This is a genomic window from Paenibacillus sp. FSL H7-0735 (genome assembly GCF_038008505.1).
In the GTDB taxonomy this organism is placed as follows: domain Bacteria; phylum Bacillota; class Bacilli; order Paenibacillales; family Paenibacillaceae; genus Paenibacillus_AQ; species Paenibacillus_AQ odorifer.
The window spans coordinates 501,754-524,631 of the sequence record NZ_JBBOZH010000001.1 but is presented as its reverse complement, the minus strand read 5'-3'; the positions used below and the strand labels follow the sequence as shown (position 1 = coordinate 524,631).

The following is a 22,878-nucleotide window of genomic DNA, read 5'->3' as shown; positions in this document are numbered from 1 at the left end:
AACCACCCGACCATTCCACCACCCTAGCCACCACAGCTACTACGCTACTACAGCCACTACAGTCCACCATAGCTTCACCTCATAATAACCATTTCACTCCCTCCGCCACCTCTCCAGCCATCACAGCTACTACGCTACTACAGCCACTACAATCCACCATAGCCACTCCACCTCACAATAACCACTTCACTCCCTCCGCCACCTCTCCAACCACCCCAACCACTCAACACTCACCCTATAGCTCCACTCACTCCTCCATAAACTTCCACCACTCTACTAACCAAGGTTCATTGATCCCCCGCATGCGGAATTCCTCTACAAGTATCTTCCGGAAACGTTTTTCCATTTTGACAAAGTTATTATCCTCCTGGTACATAGGGGCAAAGGATTCATCATCTCTAATAAAACTCCAAAAATCGCCCGCACACTCCGTAATCTTTCGTCCGACAGTCGTTTGTTTGGCTACAGGTACCAGCCATTTGTCGTAGGGGTAGGGATAACCTTCAATAGTAATGGCACAGCGTAATGCAACTTTATAAAGAGAAACCGCTAAAAATAAAATAGGAAAGGCATCGCCACGCACTACAGGATTATCTAAGCTTTTGGCATAACTTCTTAACTGTATGTATGAATTCTTACGAAATCTCATTAGGACTTCAGGTTGGAGGGGCATATAGGCATCAAAAAGTGACTTTACATCCAATCGGTCATAGTAGATATAAGAAATAGAAGCATTCCACAGCCATTCCATATTTTCGCTCATTAACGCCGCTTTAATTTCTGATATTTTATGCAGTGTGTAATGTCCGGACTTGCCGCTGGGGAGTCGTAAATCCATAAAAAAACTACTTTGCTCCGGGATCAGCCCCGCTTGTTCGAACCGATGATTAATGCTGCTATAATACTCGTCCTGACAAATAATGATTACATCCACATCCGACTGCTCATCCACCACACCAAGTGCGGTCGATCCATCAAGGAGAATACTTACCCGCTGACTCTCCTCTTTCATTAACGGATGATTTAGAATTTCTTGCGTGATATACTGCCCAATTTCCTCTAACAATTCACTATGAAGCTGCGTCTTATCAGGTGTTAATAAAATATCCGACAACACTGATTTCACCATCTCAACCCCAACCTCCAATCAATCTCAATTTTCCAAAAAATAAAACGCTTACACATAACCTAATATTTGGATAATGGAGTACCATTCTACACTCCTAATATATATCTTGCAAGGATAAATGAAGTACCCTTTTGCCTAAGCCTAAATATAATGAAGTATCTATTTACTTGGAAAGGGGTAAAAGCATGGCGCAGCCAAAAGTGATTGCTACAGTCCGCTCTGCCGGACCGATCGGAGATATAAAAGTAAATGTCGTTACGAATCGAGTATACTTTGTAAACCCAGACACCGAGGCTGGAACTATCGGGGTATTGGAGGGCAGAACTAATCGCATTATCGCTCGGATCCCTGTAGGAAGACTGCCGTCTCAGCTCGGAATCAACCCCCAAACCAACCGGATTTATGTACCTAACTTCCGTGACGAAAATGTCTCTGTCATAAACGGGCGGACAAACCAGGTAATCAAAACTGTCAAAGTAGGCCGATTCCCAGACAATATCGGAGTGAATGTTCGAACCAATCTGATTTATGTAACTAGCGCATTCGGAACCCTATTCGTCATAGACGGGAAAACAAATCAGGTCCGCAAAAAGATTGAAATCGGTGGACGCCCTTCCAGAATCGTTATCAATGAGCTTACAAACCGTGTCTATGTGACCAATACAGCAAATGATAGCGTCACCGTCATTAACGGAACTACACAGGCTATCATTGCGACAATAAAAGTCGGAAGTAACCCCGTGATAGCGCCAGCACTTAATAAAATTACCAATCGTATTTATGTCGCTAATAACTTAAGCCGGTTTCTTTCTGTGATCAATGGCCGAACCAACAAATTGTTGCGTAATGTACAGCTGGGACGTCTGCAAAGCGAGGTCGTTATAAATCCCCTGACGAACCGTATTTTTGTTTCAAGTGCACAAGTTGAAGGTAAAGGAAAGCTATTCGTCATCAATGGAAATAACAACAAAATCATTACAACAAAGGTTCTTCCTACTTCCTCCAACATAACCATTAATCAGAATACAAATCATTTATTTGTTGGTAATTTCGATAAAAATCATATGTCCGTTTATAACGCCACCACGTTTAAACGGCTCGCAAGATTCCCCTCTGTATCAGGCAGTACTGTGCTAAACCCGCTCACAAATAGAATTTATGTAGGTGGAAACGACTCCATAACGGTCATTCAGGATGGACCAAGACTCACTCAGAGCTCTATTTTTAATTAAGACAAAAAAGACGCCCACCACAGGTGAGCGTCTTTCTGCATAGCAAATTACATCGATCTAGCGGATGAAACTTGTTTAACAGCCACTTTTTCTTCGACTGTTTCTGTATCCTTAGGCTGTATCCCTCTTTTTATGAAGAAAGCTAGGATAAAGGCAATGATGGCTACGCCTACTGACACTAAGAACGCATCGTTAATTCCTTCGATCGTTGCTTTTGCGATGACTTGGTTTTGAATACCAAGCAATTGCTCTGCAGAAGGTTTAGCCGTTAATTTACTCACAGCTTCTGCTACCATATCTTTGACATGTGAAGTGGTACTGTTAGACATAATCGTTACAAGCAGCGCCCCGCCAATCGCTCCGGAGACTTGCTGAATCGTACTGTTCATGGCTGTACCATGCGGTGTATATTTAGCCGGGATGGAGTTCAGACCATTGGTCATCACAGGCATCATAACCATTGAAATCCCGAACATTCTCACAGAATACAAAATCATAAGTGTCGAATATTTCGTTGTTTCAGTTAGATCACTAAAGAAATACGTACTGATCACTACGATAGCCAGACCGATTAACGCCAAGACTTTGCCCCCGAATTTATCGAACAATTTACCTGTGATTGGAGACATAACTCCCATAATTAACGCACCAGGCAACATTAGGAGTCCCGAATCCAGAGGTGAAATGCCTCTAATATTTTGCAGGTAAATCGGCATTAACATCATCGCTGAGAACATCGCCATATTCAGTGTAATCGAAATCGCTGAGGATAAAGCGAACATCGGATATTTGTACACTCTGAAGTTAAGCATAGGCTCCTTCATTCTCATCTGGCGCATTATGAATATCACTAAACCAATTACCCCGATAATAAGGGTGGAGTAGACCATTGGATCATCCCATCCTTTATTCCCAGCGGAACTGAAGCCGTATAGAAGACCCCCGAACCCAATCGCTGATAGAACTACAGATAGAATATCGATTTTAATAGCCACATCTTTTTTAGGATCATGCAGTTTGAAGAAGGCAAGAATGAACACCAATACGGCGATAGGTGCAATCATAAAGAACAGCACAGGCCATTCATAATGCTGAATAATCCATCCTGACAGTGTAGGACCAATGGCTGGTGCAAAAATCATAACCAAACCAAACATCCCCATGGCCGAGCCGCGTTTTTCAGGTGGAAATGTGGTAAACAATACATTCATTAATAATGGCATCATAATTGCGGCCCCTGAGGCTTGGACCATTCTCGCAATCAATAATACAGGGAAACTTGGAGCAAAGCCTCCAATAAAGGTCCCTATTGCAAATAATCCAATGGCGATTAAGAATAATCGTCTCGCTGTATACTTTTGAATTAAAAAGGCCGTTGAAGGAATCATGATCCCGTTCACTAGCATATAACCCGTCGATAGCCACTGTACCGTTGAGGCACTGACATCAAAATCCTTCATAATCGATGGTAGAGCTATATTGAGTAGTGTATTACTTAGTAAAGCAACAAATGCACCAATCATAAGGATTGCCAAAATCCCATAGGACGCTTTACTTTCTTTCGTTTTCATTTTGGAATCCTCCATTCTATAATCATACCGTCGGTTCAAATTTGAACTTATGTTACAATGTAGAATATATTACTCTTATATTTACTGCTTGGCAAGTCAGAATTCATTTAAAAACTAAATTGTATTAAGTGGAAATATAAGCTAGTCTATTCTACGTGAAGTGTTTTTTTTGCACAAAAGAGTCCAGCTTAAAGGGGCACCTAAGATGATAAATAAACGGAAAGAGCAAGTAATTCAAAAAGCACATGAATTATTTATTGAAAAAGGCTACCACGCCACATCCATACAGGACATTCTGAATCACAGCCGGATCTCCAAAGGATCTTTTTATAATTATTTCCCTTCCAAAGGGGATCTCTTTAAAGCTGTATTCACCTCTATTCATGACCAGCTGGAAGAAGGCAGAAATGGCCTGCTCATTGGCCAGGACCCCTCTGACATTGATATATTCGCTAAACAAGTTCAACTGGTTATGAAAATCAATAAGAAAAATAAATTGTTGCAGCTGGTTGAAGATGCCCTGGTCTCCAATGATCCGGACTTAATTACGTTCATCAAAAAAACTAAATTCACCTTATTAACCTGGGTGCATGAACGTTTCCTGCATATATTTTCTGAAGATAAGAAGCCCTATCTACTGGATGGAGCCATCATTTTCACAGGCATCTTGCAACATATGCTGCAAATTAACAGTGCCATGAATGAAGTCATTACCTCTCAACAAATCATTAATTATTGCACTACTCTTATCCAGACGATTGTTGAGGATGTAAGCGAAAAAGGAATCCAGCTTATCTCCCCCGATCATGTAGGGAAACTATTACCTGTAGCCGAATACACTGATTTTTTTAATAATGATTTATCGTTTGCGACCGTGAGCTTAAAAAAAATCATAGATAAATCATTCGCCGCTGATGATCCTAGCCTGTCCAATGCACTAAAGCTGTTATATTTTATCCAAGAAGAGATCATGAACAACAAGGAACCAAGAGAGTTCTTAATCGAAAGCGCCCTGCTCTCCTTGAAAATGTGCCCTCAATTTAATGAAACGAAGGAATTTGCGCATTATCAGACAGTGTTATCTGCAATGCTCTAAGCACAATCAAAGTATGGCTTCAATCGTTTAAGCGTATTCTAAACGCAAGGTACGAAACTAAAAGTGTGGTGACCGATTTGTTCAAGCTTTTATTAATCGAAGATGATACAACGCTGTTTAATGAGATCAAAGAGCGGCTTACGCAGTGGTCTTATGATGTATATGGCATTCAAGATTTCAACAATGTTACGCAGGAATTCACGGAAATCAAACCTGATTTAGTGATAATTGATATCCAATTACCCAAATTCGATGGATTTCATTGGTGCAGAATGATTCGCTCTCACTCTAACCTGCCGATTATCTTCTTATCCTCCCGGGATCATCCGACAGATATGGTGATGTCCATGCAGCTGGGAGCCGATGATTATATCCAAAAGCCCTTCCATTTCGATGTACTCATTGCCAAGGTGCAAGCCATTCTCCGACGTGTGTACAATTACAATTCGGATAACATTGAACTCAAAACGTGGTGCGGAGCTACCGTCGATTATGAGCGGAATTCAGTGACCAACGACACGGGATCGATTGAGCTTACCAAAAATGAGATTTTCATATTGAAATTACTCATTGAGAAAAAGAATAAAATTGTCACCCGCGAGGAATTAATTAATAGCTTATGGGACGATAAGCGCTTTATTAGTGATAACACCCTCACCGTCAACGTAAATCGGCTGCGCAAAAAGCTGGACGAGCTTGAATTAGGGGTGTTTATTGAGACGAAGGTTGGACAAGGGTACGTAGCCATTGAAGAGGATTGTCTATGATAAAAAAGTACCTGCTCGAAAGACTCGGTTGGATTCTGCTCTTTCTCTTTGTACATCTATTTATGCTCTTTATCACCTTTATGGACCCGACCATCCCCCTGTCTTCAGTGCTCTATCTGGTCTCTTTATCAATGATTTTTTTCGTAATTTTTCTAGTCATTCGCTATCCTAAGGAAACCAGATTTTATAAAAGCTTAAATGAGCGGGACGATGATCTCGATCTGACAAGTATCGCTCTTGCCGAAAGTCCTTTTGAGAAAATCATCGAAGAGAGCATCACCAACCAAGTGAAACTGTTAAAGAGGACTGCTTCAGACAATCTAATGAACTTGGAGCAAGAGAAGGATGAGCTGTTATCCTGGATTCATGAAGTAAAGACTCCACTGACCGCAATGCATCTAATGATTGAACGTATAGAAGATGATGTTATGAAGAGGCACTTGACCTATGAGTGGCTGCGTATTCATCTGCTGCTGGATCAGCAGCTCCACCAAAGACGGATACCCTTTATTGAAAACGATCTGTATATGGAGCAAATCGATATAGAAACGCTTATTTTTAGTGAGATTAAGACGTTACAGTCTTGGTGTATTCAGAAGGGAATCGGCTTTGAGTTGCACTTAGAAGCTGCTGAAGTGCTTAGTGATGCTAAATGGCTGGCTTTTATCCTCAGACAACTACTAACCAACGCCGTAAAATATAGTGAAGCTTCTGATATTACAGTGAATAGCTACCAGCAAGCTGAACATATCGTTCTTGAGGTGAAGGATTCCGGGCGCGGGATAGATCCGAAGGACCTGCCGCGCATCTTCGATAGAGGGTTTACTTCCACTACTGTACATCGCGACAATGCAGCCACAGGCATGGGCTTATATTTAGCTCAGAAAGCAGCTCAATCCTTACTCATCAGCATCGGAGTTCAATCCAAGCTTGGAGCGGGATCAACATTTACTCTAACCTTCCCACTCAAAAATGAATTCGTTAAAATCTCAAGCATGTGACAACAATGTCACATGCTTTTATATTTTGTTCGGGCAATCGCAGGATAAGAACAATAAACTTTTTTATAATAAGGCTATACAAGAAGAAACGAAGGAGTGAATCATTATGGCAATTCTAGAAGCTACTAAAATTCATAAAAGCTATGGCAATAAATTAAACAAACAATCCGTGTTAAGCGGACTCGATATTCGTATAGAAGAAGGCGAATTCGTTGGCATCATGGGGCCTTCCGGTTCAGGTAAAACAACCCTACTCAACGTACTCTCGTCGATCGACAAAATCAGCAACGGATCTATTACCATTGAGGGCAATGAAATCTCCAATATGAAAGAGAAGCAGCTCGCGGAATTTCGCAAAAATCATTTAGGTTTTATTTTTCAAGAATATAATCTCTTGGACACACTGACGGTAAAGGAGAATATCCTGCTGCCACTATCCATTACCAATACACCCAAGAAAGCCGCCAATCAGAAATTCGAAAGTCTCGCAAAGGAATTGGGGATTTTGGAATTAAAAAATAAGTACCCCAATGAAATCTCTGGCGGTCAAAAACAACGTACCTCAGCAGCTCGTGCCTTCATTCATGATCCAAGTATTATTTTTGCTGATGAGCCTACCGGGGCGCTGGATTCTAAATCCGCTTCTGATTTATTAAATAAGCTAAGTGAACTCAATCAAAAACGAAAAGCAACTATCGTTATGGTTACACATGATCCAGTGGCTGCCAGTTATTGCAGTAGAGTTATTTTTATAAAAGATGGAAAAATCTATACGCAGCTAAATAAAGGAGAACAATCAAGACAAGTTTTCTTCAACGACATTATAAAAACACAGGGTGTATTAGGCGGTGTGCAGAATGAGCATTAATGTATTAATGATTCGAAATCTGCGAAAAAACATTCGAAATTACTACCTATACGTGTTTGCGCTAGTTTTTAGTGTGGCCTTATATTTCGCCTTTGTCACCTTGCAATATGATCCCTCGATGGATGAGCTGGAAAGCTCTATCAAAGGGGGCGCAGCAATCATGGCTGCCTCGATTTTACTAGTCGTAATTGTCTCTATTTTCCTGTTATATGCTAATACGATCTTCATCAAACGACGCGGTAAAGAAATTGGCTTATTTCAGTTAATTGGAATGACCAAAAATAAAATCTTCCGCATTCTTTCGGCAGAGAACTTTATTCTGTATTTCGGTTCCTTGGTCCTGGGGATATTGGTTGGCTTTTCTATCTCAAAATTAATCCTCATGATCTTATTTAAGATAATGGGGGTCGATGCTATAGCCTCCCTTCATTTCTCTATCGAAGCTTTGATTCAGACGTTGATCGTATTCTGTGTGATTTATCTTTTGATCATGCTGATGAATTATGGATTTATTAAAAGACAAAGTATTTTATCCTTGTTCCGGGTGACCTCAACAACAGAAGGTACAGTGAAAAAGTTATCCTTCTTTGAAATGATCATAGGGATTGTCGGAATTGGCCTAATCCTACTGGGCTATGTGCTCTCCTCTAAATTACTTACCGAAGACGTAACCTCAATGAATCAATTGGCTATATCCATGATTACTATTTTGGGATCCGTCATTATTGGGACCTATCTATTTTATAAAGGCTCGGTAAGTTTTATTTTTCATATCATTCGTAAGCGGAAAAACGGCTATCTGAACATTAGAGAGGTTCTATCTCTTTCCTCCATTATGTTTCGCATGAAATCCAATGCCGTATTATTAACCATCATTACAACGGTATCGGCACTAGCCCTGGGTTTATTATCCCTTAGCTACATTTCCTTTTACTCTGCTGAGAAAACTTCCAAGCAATATGTCCCAACGGATTTTGTATTCACGAATGCCCAAGAGGCTGAACAATTTACAAAGATCCTAACGGCAAATGATTTAGTATTTACAGAAAGAAGGACCCAAGTCCTTCAGGTCGATGTAGATGTTGAAGAGATTCTTGTTAAAAAACCGGACGGAGACAATATGTTTTCAAATATTATGACCCTGGCGGTCATAAGTGAAAATGCACTTGAAGACGTTGATCTAACTCCAGATAAAGCTTATTTCACGAAATCAAGCAGTACATTGGATAATTTTGTTACTATGAAAGATAAAGGTGCGATTGAACTCAAAGGGTTACATGAGGTTTTTCCGCAGGATTATAAAAGATTAGATATCGAAAGTCCCATTTCAGGGTATTACACAGGTGGTGGCTTACCGGTTGCGGTTGTAGACGAATCGATCTTTAAGCGCTTAAAAAAGGATTTAGATCCTGCCCTTCAAAGAGGATCCTCCCTTAATATCGGGATTGATATGAAAGTCCGGGCCAGCGTTGAACAGGCAAATGAACTTTTTAAGACCTTAAAATTTGATGAGAATAACAAACAAGACTCTCAATTAGAGTCGATAAAAGGTCAAAAACAAAATATGGGACTCATTATGTTTATCGTTGCTTTTCTGGGGTTAACCTTCTTGATTACCTCCGGATGTATTCTATACTTTAAACAAATGGATGAAAGTGAAAATGAAAAACCTAACTACACCATTCTGAGAAAGCTTGGGTTCACGCAAGGCGATCTGCTCAGAGGTATACAGATGAAGCAATTGTTCAATTTCGGTATTCCATTAGTCATAGGTCTGCTTCACAGCTACTTCGCCGTTAAATCCGGCTGGTTCTTATTCGGCACAGAGCTTTGGACACCGATGATTCTGGTGATGCTGTTATACACTGCTTTGTATTCGATCTTTGCAATATTGTCCGTCTTCTATTACAAAAAGGTGATTAAAGAGGCGCTTTAAAATAACGAAGGTGTTCCTAAAGCCATCATGGCTTAGGGACACCTTTGTTTGATTTGATATCATTTACAGGTAGGAGGCACCGGCATCTATCGAACACAGATGAACCTCTTTCTAAGCAATAGCGTCACTGGGGTCCGTAACGCTCAGAGGACCTGTGGAATCCCTCAGCTATTCACAATCCCCAATACAAATCCATCATAACCTTTGCTTCCCACCGTCTGAATGGCAGTAGCCGAAATTCTAGACTCTTCAGCCAACAGATCATAAAATTCCCGTACGCCTACTACACGAGGGTCTTCGCTATTCTCATTAATGACCTCACCTTCACGAATCACATTATCTCCAAGGATCACCGTTCCGGGCTGGGAGAATTGCAGCGCCCACTTTAAATAGTTAGGATTATTCGGTTTATCGGCATCTATAAAAATAAAGTCGAAGGGTTCAACGCCCTCTTGTTTCATCTGAGACAGTTGCTCTAATGCATCCCCTACACGAAGCTCTACCAGATGATCCACCTCGGCAAGCGAAAGATTAGCTTTAGCTACCTGCGCATGAATGGGATCCAGCTCCAAAGTAACTATCTGTCCGTCAGACGGCAGGGCTCTTGCCATCCAAATCGTACTGTACCCGCCCAAGGTGCCAATCTCCAAAATCCGGCGTGCACCTTTCATTTGCACCAGTAGATTCAGGAATTTCCCCTGACTAGGCGAAACATCAAAGGGCGGCAGCCCTGCCTGTTGATTGGTGACCAACACTTCTTCCAACACAGAGTCCTGTGGAATCAGGCGCTCTGTAATATACTGATCGACTTTATCCCAAGTAGTCGTTTGATTCATATTTATCACTTCTCCTTTAGTATTTGTTCATGGTTGAAATCCGGAGACAAAGGCGATCGCTACGCTCCTACAGTTCCAAACCTCCTCTCCATTACTCCTTTCCCTAATCTCATCTTTCCAAGTTCATCTTTATATCTGTATTGTAAATCAGTTATAATCATAAATATAATATATCTTTAAGTCTAATTTATATATTTAATATATAAATCGAAGAATGGGAGTTTAACCATGAACCTACATGCCTTACGCTTATTCCATGTAATCGCATCGACAGGCAGTGTGACACGCGCTTCAGAAATTTTAAATATAAGTCAGCCTGCCATCACTGCGCAGATTAAGAAGTTCGAAAAAGAACTGTCCTTTACCCTATTTAAACCTCAAGGCAGAGGAATCGCTTTAACGGATGCTGGGGAAGAGCTTACTCTACTCGCCAAGCGACTGTTCGCCGTAGAACAACAAATTGAACAATTCGCTCAAGATTATGTTAACGGCACTAACGGAAGTATCCGTCTAGCCGCAACGTATTTGCCTGCTCACTTTCTCATTCCTACCTGGATTGCAAAGTTTAAGCAACAATATGAACAAGTGGAGATGATGATCACCACTACCAACTCAAGTGATGCCCTCAAGCAGCTGTTAAATGTAGACGTGGATATAGCTATTTATGGAGGAATCGCCGAGGCTTATCCAGATACAATCCAGACAGAAGAGTTATTTCAGGACGAGTTATGGTTTGTAGTCGCACCCGATCATCGTTATGCCAATCAGCAAGTTTCTCTATCCGAAATGATGAAGGAACCCTTTGTTATGCGTGAAGAAGGAAGTTCAACGCGGGAGCGATTATTATCTTTATGCCGCACATACAACACACCCGCTCCTATCATCTCTTTGCAATTTAATGGACTACATGAAGCCATCAAAGCCGTTATCGCCGGATATGGCGCAAACTTCGTTTCTTCATTAGTCGTACGCAAATATGTAGAGCGTGGAGAATTGTGCCGAGTATATGTAGAAGGAATCCATCTGAAGAATACCATTGCGATCTGTACACGTAAAAATGAGCTCTTATCAGCAGCCGCAGTGAATTTAATTGAGATGATTCGTCACAATCCTTATACGATATAGCGGAATGATCGCTCATTCCCAACAAAAGAGGCCTTCCCTTTCGGGAAAGCCTCAAAGTTTCTTTTTTACACCGTCCGATCCAATTTAACTTCAAACGCACCTCCAGTTACATAATCCATGTACCTAGTATTTCCATCGAAATCCAAATAAGCTTGATAGCGGGTACGAATAGCCGCTGCAGAAATCAGATCCAGCACCTTCTCCTTGGCTACCCACATCACTTCAGATGTTTCCTCCGAAGTACTTAATTCTCCTCCCACGGGCTTGCAGATAAAGTCTAACATGACCTTGGTAGGAACATCCGTCTCACCGTCATACCATTTATGCATACCTGTATTCGAATACACGCCAATCAATTGAGAAACAACGACATCTATTCCACTTTCCTCTTTAATCTCGCGAATTAGTGCATCCATTAGGTTTTCTCCAACTTCCACTTGTCCTCCAGGAAATACCCACCCACCATGATGTGTTTTTACTAAAAGAATATCTCCCTCTTCATTTATTGCAATTCCACCCACCGCTACAATATGTGTTGGCCAAGCCATCGATAGCACCTCTTTTTTTTAGAAGAGTCTAGCAATTTATCGATAATCTGTAAACGATATTTTTCTATTCCATAACGCTTTAAAAGCTTCGCACTGTTCTATTAAATCATCAAACTTCCCTTCCCCAACAATTGACCCTTGATCCACTACCAGTATCTTATCAACGTCTTTTATAAAATTAAGCCTGTGGGCCACAATGATGATAGTTTTGTCCTTAAATTCATTCAAAATCGTCTCCATAAGACTCTGCTCAGTGATATTATCAAGCGCTGACACCGGCTCATCCAGAATTAGAATATTTCTTTTTTGGGCAATGATTCTGGCAAAGGCTAATCGCTGTCTTTCGCCTCCTGATAATTTTAGACCTTTTTCGCCCACCAAAGTATCTAAGCGATCCGGCAAATGGCTTACTTTTTCCTGCAAATGAACTTTTTCCAAAATCTCATATAGCTCTTCATCGGACAGAGTATCCTCATCGAATACAATATTATCTCTTATCGTAGCATCGAAAATCGGCGTGTCTTGGGATAGATAGGAAATATGATCATAGTAGCTATTCAAACGAATCTCATCGATATCCTTACCGTCCAGTAAGAGTTCACCTTCGCCCTTTTTTAATAACCCCACAATCAATTTAATCAGCGTAGATTTCCCGCCTCCACTTAATCCGACAATAGCAACGGAAGTTCCTCGCGCAAGCGAAAATGACAGGTTATTCAGAATCTGCACATTCCCATAAGTAAAGGACACCTCCCTAAAGTCAATATTACCTTGGAGCTCAGTGATGGCTTCTCCGGATTCCAAGTTCTTATCTTCTGGGGCAGCAATAAATTCCTCGAATCTTCTGTAAGTCACTTTATTCAGTCTGTAATCTACAAATAAAACATTGAAGATGGCAATTGGGGTATAAATTTTATCGATGAACATAAACAATGCGACCACAATACCAAGTGAGGTCTTGCCTGCGACAATGCTTTTCACACCATAAATCAGGACAACAACTTTAATGATCGTGACAAATAACTCGAATATAGCAAAAAAAGCTTCATGGATCATTTTTAGCTGAGCATTTTTATGAATGATAGTGCGTGCGGTCTGGCTTAATTTCTCGATCTCTTTCTCATATCTCTTGTTGGTTCTAAAGACGACCAATTCCATAAACCCGCGGATAGAGAATCTGGACATCTTTTCTTGCTCTTGGAGAATGGTTGCCTTCATGGCATACAGAAATTTCAACAGCAGATTTGTTATCAGAAAGACGACCACGTAGCCAGCTGCAATCACTAACATGATCCTTAGATCGTAGAAGCTGATAAAGACTAGACTGAATAGAAGAGTAGGTAATAGCTCATGTAGTGTTTTGAGAAAAAAAGAAAAAATAATACTGTTTCCAGCCGCTGCCCCGTTCTCGATCACCTTAATCATTTGCCCTGTTCCCATATCCTGATACGCTTGATAATCCATTTTTGATATTTTGGACAGTGCAATGATCTTTAACCTCTCCGTGATGCTGTTCGATAAAAACACACTCGGGTATTCGTCTATATAATTCAGGATCGCCACCCCAGCCAGCAGGGCCCCATACACCATAATTAATGTTGCTATTTCATCAAAACTGTTGATTACCGTGGCCTTATCTAATATTTTTTGAAAGACAACAACACCTAAACTACTTAACAGCTGAATGGCAAAACCCAATAAAATATAACCACCTACCCACCATTTTAGGTGAGCTAGACTCTTTTTTAACATATCGTTTATCCCCTCTTTTAATTGAATTCAAAAAAGCCAGGCACCCCTATCCCACTGTAAAAAACCATCCACAAATAAACGGTTCTCTAAGTTAAATAGGTTAAGTGCCTGGCTCTACAAAAATAGCTGCCTATGGCACCGTTCAAAGCTCTAGTTAGTTGTAATCAAAAGGGTAGACTCCCCCCTTGATAGCTGGTACGCGTTTCACCCAGCCCGATAACTAGTTCCTTGTAACGGTACGGAAAGACATCCATTTCACCTCAATTAAAAGAATTGACCCTATTATAATTCTGTAAGCCTTTTAATTCAAGAATTACGTTTAACGATACGAAGTCCGGCCACTTGACCAACCTTATGTCCTTCATGAGAAGCAAACTTGATCGTAACCGCTGATTTGCCGCTCGTGATCGGTTGCGGGAGTTCATAGCGAATCGTCTCCAGCTTATTCATCTCCTCAGACTCAAGAGTGCCTACACCAAGTTGCTCCCCATCCGCCAAAATATCGAATGCCAGAGAAGTATCGTTCGACTTCAGATACGTGACCACCAGATCCACTTGCTCATCCGGCAAAACTTCCATCGTGAAGGAGAACCAGCCATTGATCCAGCTGTCCCGATACTTACGATTGTGGATTTTGCCTAGGCCTACAAATTCACCTGTGAAATTATGATCGCGTTCAGGCTGCATTTCAGCAGGTTGTACCGAATCGACAGTTAACTGCTCAAGCAGCAAGTTATTCTCCACAGCTTCGCGATATTCAGCCTCTGCCAGCTTCCACTCTTCCGGTGTGAACAAATCCCAATATACGGAATAACGATGATCATGCATAGGGTAGAACGGACGAAGCTCATGATCCCCTGTATACCCTAAACCTTTCATCCGGAACACATTTTTGCTCACATTAGATTGGATGAGGTTGTCCGTCAGTGTGTCCCGATCTCCGATTAATACGGAAGCAAGGGCGCGATCGCTATTGGCCTCTGCATTTATAGGCCCAAAATCACCTGCGAGCACAAGTGGACCGTAAAGGAATGCAATTCGGTTCGGATTATCCGGCATCGTCTCGATTCTCACCGACATCGGAATATCATATTCGACAACGTCTCCATCCTGCCACTCTCTATCCAAAGTAAAGTAGTTAGATTTGCCTACATTTACTTGAACATCTTCACCATTTACGCTAACACTCATCCCTTGCTCAGCCCAGTAAGGATGTCTTAGCTTTAATGTGAATTTCGTTGGCTGTGCTGCACTGATCCGCAGTACACCTTGTCCCTCTGCCGGGAACTTGGTCTCTTGCTGCAAGCTAATGCCTTGCTCTTTCCAAGCCACTGTAGAAGGTACGTACTGATTGACATAAAGCTCATCTGCACTATGGAAGTATATCGCCGAGCCATACATAGAATGGCTTTCCATTCCCGAGCCTACACAACACGTAAAGCTTTCGAACTGCGAATTAAATGATTTATGTCCACCCATCTCGAGAGATACAAAGTAACATACCCGGCCATCTACCGGCTCCTGAGAGGCTAAGATGTGGTTATACATCGCACGTTCGTAGTAATCCGCATACGCTGCATACGCATCCCATTGGAACATATGCTTGGTCAGCTTCAGCATGTTGTACGTGTTGCATGTCTCACAGGAGCCTTCGCCCAATCGGTCATTTAACTTATCCGGTTCACCAAAATGCTCATTATAGCTGTTGCCGCCGATCACATAAGAATGATGATTCACGACCCGATCCCAGAAGAAGCGGGAAATACCTGCATAATGCTCCTGCCCTGTTACCTCATATTGTCTAGCAGCTCCGATGATTTTTGGAATCTGTGTATTAGCATGTCTTCCAGCTAGGGTATCTTTTTCTATAGCAAGATCATTAAGCACTTCCCCATGATAAAAGCTTTCCGCTAACGCGAGGAAACGCTCTTCCCCGGAATCCTCTGCCAAATCCGTCAGCGCTTCATTCATGCCGCCAAACTCACAACGCAGCACCTCTTGGATCTGATCTTTACTCAGCCCTGCAAAAATATCCTCAAGCCACAGGCCCAGCTTCGTTTCAATAACGAGCGCCTTCTGATTGCCGGCCAGTCGATAAGCATCGCGAAGACCTGCAAACAGCTTATGCATCGTGTAAAGTGGCACCCAACCTCCGTTGAGGTCAAAGCCCTGTGAGCGAATGTCGCCTGCCTTCACTTCCTCAAATAACTCCTTGCCACGAGGAATGCCGGAAATAAAGCCATTGCCATGCGCATCCTGACATTGCTCTAATTCATCTACTACATAATTCACGCGTTGTAGCAGCTCTTCATTTCCCGTAGAGGCATACATTAACGCACATCCAGAAATATAATGGCCTAACGTATGGCCGCTAATGCCCTGAGATTCCCAGCCCTCGTAGTGAGCAGCCTTAGGCTCTAAGCCAGCATATTCGCGAAAACGCGACAGAAGCCGATCTGCCTCAAGCTTGAGTAAATAATCAGTATTTAACTCCATCGCATGGAGAAGTGGACCTGAATCAATTCGTACGTTCTGTAGATCAAAAGCTTGCGTCTTCAATGAAATCGCTCCCTCGCAATCTTGTCAGGGTTAGATGACAAGTGTATATTTGTATCCATAAGATAACACCGGAACGTTGATTTGTCGGTAGATCAGTCGTACAAATAGTGGACAAACCCGACTTATTGATTACTAGGAGGACCGCATGAGCTATTTAAAAATAAATGCAGATGTACCTGTTCATTTTACAGCGGCAGGTGAATTTATCTCAGAAACACCATGGAAGCATGTGGAGCGTGTTATGGGGAACTACGAACTAATCATTGGCGTGAACGAAACAGTATATTTGAGTGAGGAAAACAAACAATTTGAAGTAGGCCCTGACGAAGCTCTTCTGCTCATGCCTAATCGCACACATGTCGGCTATAGAGAGTCACGACCCGGGGTTAAGTTTTATTGGTTTCATTTCGAACTGACAAACGAGGGGCTATTGCTGAGTGAGGAGGAAATGAAGCCTGAGGCAGAAGAAATCTTTTCGCGCACACAGCGCTTATGGTCCGTACATGATCTATATCTGCCCCAAATCATAAAAATCGAACATAGTGACCGGATTCATATTCTGGCGAATCAAATCCTTCATGTGGCCAATTCGGGGTATTTAACCTATTCCAGCGTTAATTATTTGCTGACCTCGCTTTTAATTGAGCTGTCTGAGCATGCACTTCAGCCGTTCGCCAGTAAGCTGATCCGCGCACAGCAAGATGTCACCTTCGTCAAAATAGCTGAGTGGACAAGGATACATGCAAGCGAACCGCTTACCGTGGCCATCATCGCGGATAAATTCAATTACAACAAGGACTATTTAGCTCGGCTATTTAAACAGCATACCTCCATGGGACCATTGGAATATATCCATTCAGCACGTGTGACTAAAGCGAAGGAGCTACTAACCAGAACCGCATTAAGCGTGAGGGACATCGCGACAGAGACGGGGTTCACCGACGATAAATATTTCATGCGCCTCTTCCGAAAATACGAAAACATGACGCCCACCCAATATCGTAACGCTTATCATAAGACGTTTATGAATAATGACTGAAGTAAAGCCACCCCTAAATATGGAGTGGCTTCTTGTTTGGGTATTGTCTATTGGATAGAATGAACTTCACACCAATTACGTAGGAATTGCAGATTAGTATTGAAGTAATGATCGTTTTGCCACCCACAACTCCAAACCTGTGCGTTCCCTGTGTGCAGACCCATCAACCATATCTCCCGGATAGCAACAAATATAGGGATTGCCTTTAGATCGTTCTCAGATAATACTTTATGCTTTTGGTATGACTCCAGGAAAACAGTCCATTGTTCATTGTCAAAATGCTCTCGTTCTTTCCCTCTAACCCTTGACCACAAAAACACGGAAACATCATAGGCCCTCCAGCCAAAACCTCCGCAATCAAAGTCGAAATGAGTCAGGGTATCCTCGTAGAAATGTACGTTCGCTCCATGAAGATCACCATGACATGCCCCCCAATCCAGCTCTGATGAGATTTCTGCTATGCTATTTGCCAATACTTCCGACAAAGATTCTAGATAATCGATATCCTCTTGCCTGTGGGATAAAGGCTTGCGAATCGATTGAAGCGGTTCTTTAAGCAGATGATCCAGATTAAGCGTAAATCTTTGCTGCCCACATTCGAAATCATCCATAGCCAGATGCATCTTAGCCACTTGTTCACCGTATAATTCACAGCTAGTTTTTTCATCGGAATAATTGCCTTTTGCAAAAGTAAACAGAACTGCGTAACGTGTTCCTTCAGGAGCCTCCAGCTCAATTAGGTAACCACCATCCCTGCTGATTACCGGAGCCGATACAGGGATATTCTTCTTATTTAAGTGATTCAATAACTCCACTTCAAAATCAATCTCATGTTTATTTCGCCAATGAGCTTTATAGATCCTAAGAATGTATTTATCAATAGAGGTCTTTAGTAAATAGGTATCATTAAGTCCGTTCTCATAAAAACCACACTCCAAAACATCCCCGATTTCATAAAGATCATTAATTACGTGTACTAAGGCATTGGAAGAAATAACGGAATGATACACCGGTAGTTTCAGCATATAAATCACCCTTCAACGTTAATTGCTACTCACTATTTATTTTCACGTTTGGCCCGTATAAAGGCGAGGGATTTATTAAATATAGCTAAACTTTCCGCATCGTTAATTTAATTGCTCTATAATGCTCTGCTTCGATATTGTTCGTCTAACAAACTGAACCATACCAGTCTGGACAAGTAAAATAACCAAGAAATACAGGAAAATAGCACTCCAAGGGAATTGGTATTGAATGTAGGAAAGCCCCCCCATATTCCCCGCACTCTTACTTATCATGTATCCCATTAGATTGCCCGTAACAAGAGCCATCGTAAAGCTTCCGACAACTAAAAATCCTGTTTCATAGGTTAACATAGCCATTAATTGTTTTCGGCCCATTCCTATGGCTTGCATAAGGCCTAGCTCCCCTTTTCTTGCAGAAATAGTGGTGATTATGGTGTTCAAGAGATTGATCATACTGAATACTGCTATAAAAACCATAAAACTATACACTGAAATAGTGATAGTTCTAAAAGCAATTCTATTGGATTCCACAACTTCGGAAAAAGACAATAATTTGAGTGTATCCTCATTGAGAATCATACCCTCTAACTCACTCTTTATTAACTCTTCATTCGCTTTATCCATAGTAATAACTTCGTAGCTCTTATTGCTATTAAAAGGGGCTGTAGTTTGCATTACTTTGGGTGGAAAATAAAATGAAGTTCCTGAATTCTTATCCGGAATATCTCCAATGATCTCAAAATCATGTTTGGCCTTCTCCTGATCATTAGCAATTATGAATGAAATATGATCACCGACAGCGTAATGAGCCCCGTAATAATCTAAGTCACTACTGGCGCTGTTCAAGAGAATGTAGGATGCATCCGATGAATCAACATCCGGGATCTTCCCCTCAGCCAAATGACTACTCCATCTTTCGTTGTTTAACGTAGGGATATTCTCAATACTGACTATCGCGGCCCCGTCATCCGTTTTTATTCCTTCGATAGCAGCTTCAATATACTGATGTTCGATTACGTCCTCAACTTCATTTATAGCTAGGATTTTATTTTTTAAAGAAGTAGATAGTTGCCCTTCCGTCTGAAGATCACTTAATGAGGTTGTTTCAGAATACAAATCATTATTAATTTGAATATCAAACTGACCATGATTTGGAAAATATTTCTCTGCTTTTGAGATTGGGTCGACCGAGTTTAACAATGTCCCCAAGGAAACAAATAGCGTTCCGCTTAAAAAAAGAGACAGCAAAGTTAACACCGTCTTTTTCCTGCTTCTTGATAAGTTCAATGCAGCTAAAGAAAATGGTGTTAGTCTTTTAGAGTTTCTTTTCTCCTTTTTTGTATTAACATCGGCATCTACATGTCTAATCGCTGTTATAGGGGAGATTCTTGATGCGAATTTAGATGGTGCGTTTAATGAAGCTCTAACTGTTACTTTGGTGAGCAAACCTGCTAAAAAAGCAAGTGAAAAACTTGGAGCTGCATTCCAGAGAAAGCCACTTAAAATCCAGCTCATTAAACATCCAAAGATAACTCCAATAGGGATATATTTTCTTGAAAGATTTTTCCCTTCATATAGAACAAGCTGTTTTATCTGCTTTTTTGTTGCACCGATTGCTCTAAGTTGTCCGTATTGTTTAATTCGCTTAGTAATTGAAATATAAAAGATATTGTAGATGACAAGCCAACAAGCCAGTACGATAATCAGCATGATAGACAGGATGGTTATCACAGTGCTTCCTGACAGATTATTACTATCCACATTCACATTATTGATCTGAATATTTCTCTCAGGGATACCCATTCGCTGCCCTATTTCTTTGATTTTTGACTTCAGTTCCTCGTTGGAATAACTGCTGCTATTGTTGATGCTAATTGCCGCGGAGTAATCTTCTTTGGAAAGAAACGGATCCGCCTCAACGAACGCGCTTGATACCAGAGCATTGTAACCGATTCGATTCTCGTTACCTGATGCGGTTGTTTGCAGAATTCCAGTAATCACAAATTGGCTGGTTTGAAATTCTTTGCTGGCATTGTTTCTAAATTGCAAAGAAATAGAATCGCCAAGCCCCAGGCTTCGATCATCGGATAACTGAAAGTCTTTTTCTATTGCAATTTCATTTTCTTTTGTAGGAAATTTCCCCAGAACGATATTGGCATTTGATAAATCCATCATGGCTGGATCCGTGTAGAGAATGGACAATAAACGTTCTTCTTTTTTCTCTCTGCCTATTTCCTTATAGAGTCCGATTTTATTAATTTCCTCTATTTCTTTCAATCGTGAGATCTCATTGTTATTGAGGTTATAGAATAAAGCTTGGAAATTCGACTCATTTTGTAGGTTAGTAAAAGAATTATAACCAAAGGTCATTACAACAGTTAATAAAAATGCAGCTAAAGCTATTACACTGCCTACAAAATAATTTTTGGTTTTTTCCGCTTTTAAATTCGCTTTTGCAATTCTTATCATTACTGTTTTATTCTGTATGGACATTGATACATCATCCTCCTATCGTGTAACGAATATTCCTCCCTTTACATCAACAAGTGAATACTTTCACTATTTATTCTATAGATAATATTCTCCAACAAAGATCAATCACCCTTTAAATAGATGATATACACTATATTTACTATTCATATAATATATGGATACAACAAAAAAAGACTTCCCCCTCTGGAGCGCTTGAGTATCTCCAAGTTAGTGGAAGTCTTTTTATGCTTAATATGCCTTGTGTAGCAAACATTTAGATTAATAAATTACGCCTCGGCACTTCTATCCTGAAGCGCACCGACCAACGGATTCCACCGCCAGCGCGGAGTCAATCCTTGCAGATGTACACCTCCAAACCACTCATCGCTGCCATTCTTCTGCACCCAGTCTTCGTTTCCAGTTATTACACTCTTACCTAGCTCTGTTAATACAAGCTCACAGTCTTTAAATTGCATTACTGAATCGTTATAAACAGGGAACTCATTGCATCCATGGGTTTGTAGCAAAGGGTACGGGCCTTGCACCAGCTTTCTTAGAATATGCCAATATTGCAAGTCGCCCATTCCCAAGATATGAAGCTTATCACCCACATTTTTGAACAGCTCATAGGGTGATTTTATTCCCTCATAGATCATCTCCAGCGTGAGTTGTTCTACGATACCAAGTCCGTTTGTAGTAGAAGGAAAGCGTGATAAATGCGCCCGGAAGGCGTCATGTGCAAAGGGTAAAGCCGATGTATCGGTAGTTAATCGTTGTTGCAGCAATTCTGGATTCGGTGATACATAGGCTTCCCAGAGTGCTTGACCTACTTCTAGTTCTTTGGCTCCGATTAGCTTCCATGTGCCTGATAATGTTTCCATCTGCTCTATAGAAAGTTGTCCAAGTCCTCGAAATAACTTTATTCCAGGATACTCTCCAATGCATAGTAAGCTTAGCTTGGTGGTTAACATTTTCTGCTTCGAGAACCAATGGAGTAAATAACTGAGCATCGTCTGATCGAAAAGATCATGCTCGAACCATAACACCACTTCTTCATATTTATGAAAATCAGCTAAAATCTTCTCTTGCCTCTCACTATTTTCAATAAATTCCCTCTGCGGAATTCCCATCGTTTGTTCCAAATATTGCGCTCGAACTGCACGGTTATCTCCATCGGCAGGATCCAAAAATACCGGCCCATGCGAATATACCTCTCTCCACACTAGTACATCACCTTTCACGATTCCTTGCCGCAGCTTCACTCCCACTACATCTCCATTTACAATGTGAAGCACATCTTTTCCCCCTTCGTACAAATGGTTGAATACGGAAAGAACATCTGCCACAGGCAATGCACCTTTCAGTTTGCGGCGGGCATCAAAAAGTCGCTTCTTCAATACCGAAACCGAAGTCCCCAGAAAGTCAGCAATCTCTTGTAGTGAGTAGCCTTGAAAATAATATAATTGAACGGCAATCCGCATATTGGACGTTAATGCAGCTATAGACTCGTGAACCAGCCGCTGGGTTTCCTTTTTTTCAATAATATCTGCTATAGAAAATGAAGATTCTGTCGCTTGCGCAGCTTCATCGTAGGGTAATGCAGGACGCTGCTTGCTTCGCAAGATACGATAACATTGCCGCACCACAATAGCTTTAAACCAGCCCGGGAATGCCTCTACTGCTCGTAATTTATTCAAATGCAAAAAGGCTTCTGTGAAAGCTTCCTGCACAGCATCTTCCGCTAACTGATAGTCACGCAGCTTTTCGGACGCAACTGCAATTGCCATCGGTGTAAAGTGCCTAACAATCTGTTCAAAAGCTTGTCGGTCTCCTTGTTTAGCCTCCTCGATATACTGAAGCATTTTCTCCCCCACCCCCTTCTTCCGTATTATATACAAGTGCCAATGAAGTTCCTAAAGGTT

17 protein-coding genes are annotated in these 22,878 nt (G+C 41.3%); 8 read left to right on the top strand and 9 right to left on the bottom strand.

Annotation, left to right across the window (positions count from 1 at the left end):
* Positions 1-247 precede the first annotated feature (247 nt).
* The gene (locus tag NSS82_RS02365) at positions 248-1,129 is read right to left on the bottom strand and encodes a nucleotidyltransferase domain-containing protein (RefSeq protein ID WP_076107434.1); all 882 of its coding nucleotides are present in this window, start codon (positions 1,127-1,129) and stop codon (positions 248-250) included.
* A 185-nt stretch (positions 1,130-1,314) separates the two neighbouring features.
* On the opposite strand from NSS82_RS02365, the gene NSS82_RS02360 reads away from it, so the two are divergent.
* A complete protein-coding gene (locus tag NSS82_RS02360) occupies positions 1,315-2,361 on the top strand; it encodes a YncE family protein (RefSeq protein WP_076274091.1) in 1,047 nt (348 codons plus the stop codon).
* Positions 2,362-2,408: 47 nt separating this feature from the next.
* Here the strand turns inward: NSS82_RS02360 and NSS82_RS02355 are convergent, their stop codons facing one another.
* A complete protein-coding gene (locus NSS82_RS02355) occupies positions 2,409-3,932 on the bottom strand; it encodes a DHA2 family efflux MFS transporter permease subunit (RefSeq protein ID WP_076107430.1) in 1,524 nt (507 codons plus the stop codon).
* 205 nt (positions 3,933-4,137) lie between these two features.
* On the opposite strand from NSS82_RS02355, the gene NSS82_RS02350 reads away from it, so the two are divergent.
* From NSS82_RS02350 to NSS82_RS02330, 5 genes are all read left to right on the top strand, one after another.
* Positions 4,138-5,028 (top strand): TetR/AcrR family transcriptional regulator, encoded by an 891-nt coding sequence (locus tag NSS82_RS02350; RefSeq protein WP_249267784.1) that lies wholly within the window; start codon positions 4,138-4,140, stop codon positions 5,026-5,028.
* A gap of 77 nt (positions 5,029-5,105) precedes the next feature.
* A complete protein-coding gene (locus NSS82_RS02345) occupies positions 5,106-5,795 on the top strand; it encodes a response regulator transcription factor (RefSeq protein ID WP_076101243.1) in 690 nt (229 codons plus the stop codon).
* Positions 5,792-6,796 (top strand): sensor histidine kinase, encoded by a 1,005-nt coding sequence (locus NSS82_RS02340; RefSeq protein WP_038568424.1) that lies wholly within the window; start codon positions 5,792-5,794, stop codon positions 6,794-6,796. Before NSS82_RS02345 ends, NSS82_RS02340 begins: the two co-directional genes overlap by 4 nt.
* Before the next feature lie 106 nt (positions 6,797-6,902).
* Positions 6,903-7,664 carry an ABC transporter ATP-binding protein gene (locus NSS82_RS02335; protein ID WP_038568421.1) on the top strand — a complete coding sequence of 254 codons (762 nt, stop codon included), beginning with the start codon at positions 6,903-6,905 and terminating at the stop codon, positions 7,662-7,664.
* Complete coding sequence (locus NSS82_RS02330) at positions 7,654-9,600, top strand: FtsX-like permease family protein (protein WP_038568418.1); 1,947 nt, start codon at positions 7,654-7,656, stop codon at positions 9,598-9,600. Before NSS82_RS02335 ends, NSS82_RS02330 begins: the two co-directional genes overlap by 11 nt.
* Before the next feature lie 164 nt (positions 9,601-9,764).
* Here NSS82_RS02330 and NSS82_RS02325 read toward each other — a convergent pair whose 3' ends face one another.
* On the bottom strand, positions 9,765-10,436 hold the full coding sequence (locus NSS82_RS02325) for an O-methyltransferase (RefSeq protein ID WP_076107427.1): 672 nt from the start codon (positions 10,434-10,436) through the stop codon (positions 9,765-9,767).
* A gap of 228 nt (positions 10,437-10,664) precedes the next feature.
* Between NSS82_RS02325 and NSS82_RS02320 the strand changes: the two genes are divergently transcribed.
* On the top strand, positions 10,665-11,561 hold the full coding sequence (locus tag NSS82_RS02320) for a LysR family transcriptional regulator (RefSeq protein ID WP_076107425.1): 897 nt from the start codon (positions 10,665-10,667) through the stop codon (positions 11,559-11,561).
* Positions 11,562-11,626: 65 nt separating this feature from the next.
* Here NSS82_RS02320 and NSS82_RS02315 read toward each other — a convergent pair whose 3' ends face one another.
* From NSS82_RS02315 to NSS82_RS02305, 3 genes are all read right to left on the bottom strand, one after another.
* Positions 11,627-12,109: an NUDIX hydrolase gene (locus NSS82_RS02315; RefSeq protein ID WP_076101239.1), complete on the bottom strand. Its 483-nt coding sequence runs from the start codon at positions 12,107-12,109 to the stop codon at positions 11,627-11,629.
* Between the two features lie 36 nt (positions 12,110-12,145).
* Positions 12,146-13,861, bottom strand: a complete 1,716-nt coding sequence (locus tag NSS82_RS02310) for an ABC transporter ATP-binding protein (RefSeq protein WP_076107423.1) — start codon at positions 13,859-13,861, stop codon at positions 12,146-12,148.
* Between the two features lie 306 nt (positions 13,862-14,167).
* Positions 14,168-16,420: a glycoside hydrolase family 127 protein gene (locus tag NSS82_RS02305; protein ID WP_076274092.1), complete on the bottom strand. Its 2,253-nt coding sequence runs from the start codon at positions 16,418-16,420 to the stop codon at positions 14,168-14,170.
* Between the two features lie 145 nt (positions 16,421-16,565).
* Here NSS82_RS02305 and NSS82_RS02300 point away from each other — a divergent pair, with 145 nt between their 5' ends.
* Positions 16,566-17,459 carry a helix-turn-helix transcriptional regulator gene (locus NSS82_RS02300; RefSeq protein ID WP_076274093.1) on the top strand — a complete coding sequence of 298 codons (894 nt, stop codon included), beginning with the start codon at positions 16,566-16,568 and terminating at the stop codon, positions 17,457-17,459.
* A 47-nt stretch (positions 17,460-17,506) separates the two neighbouring features.
* On the opposite strand, the gene NSS82_RS02295 is transcribed toward NSS82_RS02300, so the two are convergent.
* The 3 genes from NSS82_RS02295 to NSS82_RS02285 form a co-directional block, all read right to left on the bottom strand.
* Positions 17,507-18,484: a phosphotransferase gene (locus tag NSS82_RS02295; RefSeq protein WP_076274094.1), complete on the bottom strand. Its 978-nt coding sequence runs from the start codon at positions 18,482-18,484 to the stop codon at positions 17,507-17,509.
* A gap of 102 nt (positions 18,485-18,586) precedes the next feature.
* Positions 18,587-20,977 carry an ABC transporter permease gene (locus NSS82_RS02290; protein ID WP_341109696.1) on the bottom strand — a complete coding sequence of 797 codons (2,391 nt, stop codon included), beginning with the start codon at positions 20,975-20,977 and terminating at the stop codon, positions 18,587-18,589.
* Positions 20,978-21,243: 266 nt separating this feature from the next.
* Positions 21,244-22,818, bottom strand: a complete 1,575-nt coding sequence (locus tag NSS82_RS02285) for a sigma-70 family RNA polymerase sigma factor (protein WP_076274096.1) — start codon at positions 22,816-22,818, stop codon at positions 21,244-21,246.
* Positions 22,819-22,878 lie beyond the last annotated feature (60 nt).

What these genes read in the sequence shown, in the direction of transcription:
- NSS82_RS02365 (WP_076107434.1), bottom strand. Translation starts at nt 1,129, where the DNA reads ATGGTGAAATCAGTGTTGTCGGATATTTTATTAACACCTGATAAGACG.
- NSS82_RS02360 (WP_076274091.1), top strand. Translation starts at nt 1,315, where the DNA reads ATGGCGCAGCCAAAAGTGATTGCTACAGTCCGCTCTGCCGGACCGATC.
- NSS82_RS02355 (WP_076107430.1), bottom strand. Translation starts at nt 3,932, where the DNA reads ATGAAAACGAAAGAAAGTAAAGCGTCCTATGGGATTTTGGCAATCCTT.
- NSS82_RS02350 (WP_249267784.1), top strand. Translation starts at nt 4,138, where the DNA reads ATGATAAATAAACGGAAAGAGCAAGTAATTCAAAAAGCACATGAATTA.
- NSS82_RS02340 (WP_038568424.1), top strand. Translation starts at nt 5,792, where the DNA reads ATGATAAAAAAGTACCTGCTCGAAAGACTCGGTTGGATTCTGCTCTTT.
- NSS82_RS02335 (WP_038568421.1), top strand. Translation starts at nt 6,903, where the DNA reads ATGGCAATTCTAGAAGCTACTAAAATTCATAAAAGCTATGGCAATAAA.
- NSS82_RS02330 (WP_038568418.1), top strand. Translation starts at nt 7,654, where the DNA reads ATGAGCATTAATGTATTAATGATTCGAAATCTGCGAAAAAACATTCGA.
- NSS82_RS02325 (WP_076107427.1), bottom strand. Translation starts at nt 10,436, where the DNA reads ATGAATCAAACGACTACTTGGGATAAAGTCGATCAGTATATTACAGAG.
- NSS82_RS02320 (WP_076107425.1), top strand. Translation starts at nt 10,665, where the DNA reads ATGAACCTACATGCCTTACGCTTATTCCATGTAATCGCATCGACAGGC.
- NSS82_RS02315 (WP_076101239.1), bottom strand. Translation starts at nt 12,109, where the DNA reads ATGGCTTGGCCAACACATATTGTAGCGGTGGGTGGAATTGCAATAAAT.
- NSS82_RS02310 (WP_076107423.1), bottom strand. Translation starts at nt 13,861, where the DNA reads ATGTTAAAAAAGAGTCTAGCTCACCTAAAATGGTGGGTAGGTGGTTAT.
- NSS82_RS02300 (WP_076274093.1), top strand. Translation starts at nt 16,566, where the DNA reads ATGAGCTATTTAAAAATAAATGCAGATGTACCTGTTCATTTTACAGCG.
- NSS82_RS02295 (WP_076274094.1), bottom strand. Translation starts at nt 18,484, where the DNA reads ATGCTGAAACTACCGGTGTATCATTCCGTTATTTCTTCCAATGCCTTA.
- NSS82_RS02290 (WP_341109696.1), bottom strand. Translation starts at nt 20,977, where the DNA reads ATGTCCATACAGAATAAAACAGTAATGATAAGAATTGCAAAAGCGAAT.
- NSS82_RS02285 (WP_076274096.1), bottom strand. Translation starts at nt 22,818, where the DNA reads ATGCTTCAGTATATCGAGGAGGCTAAACAAGGAGACCGACAAGCTTTT.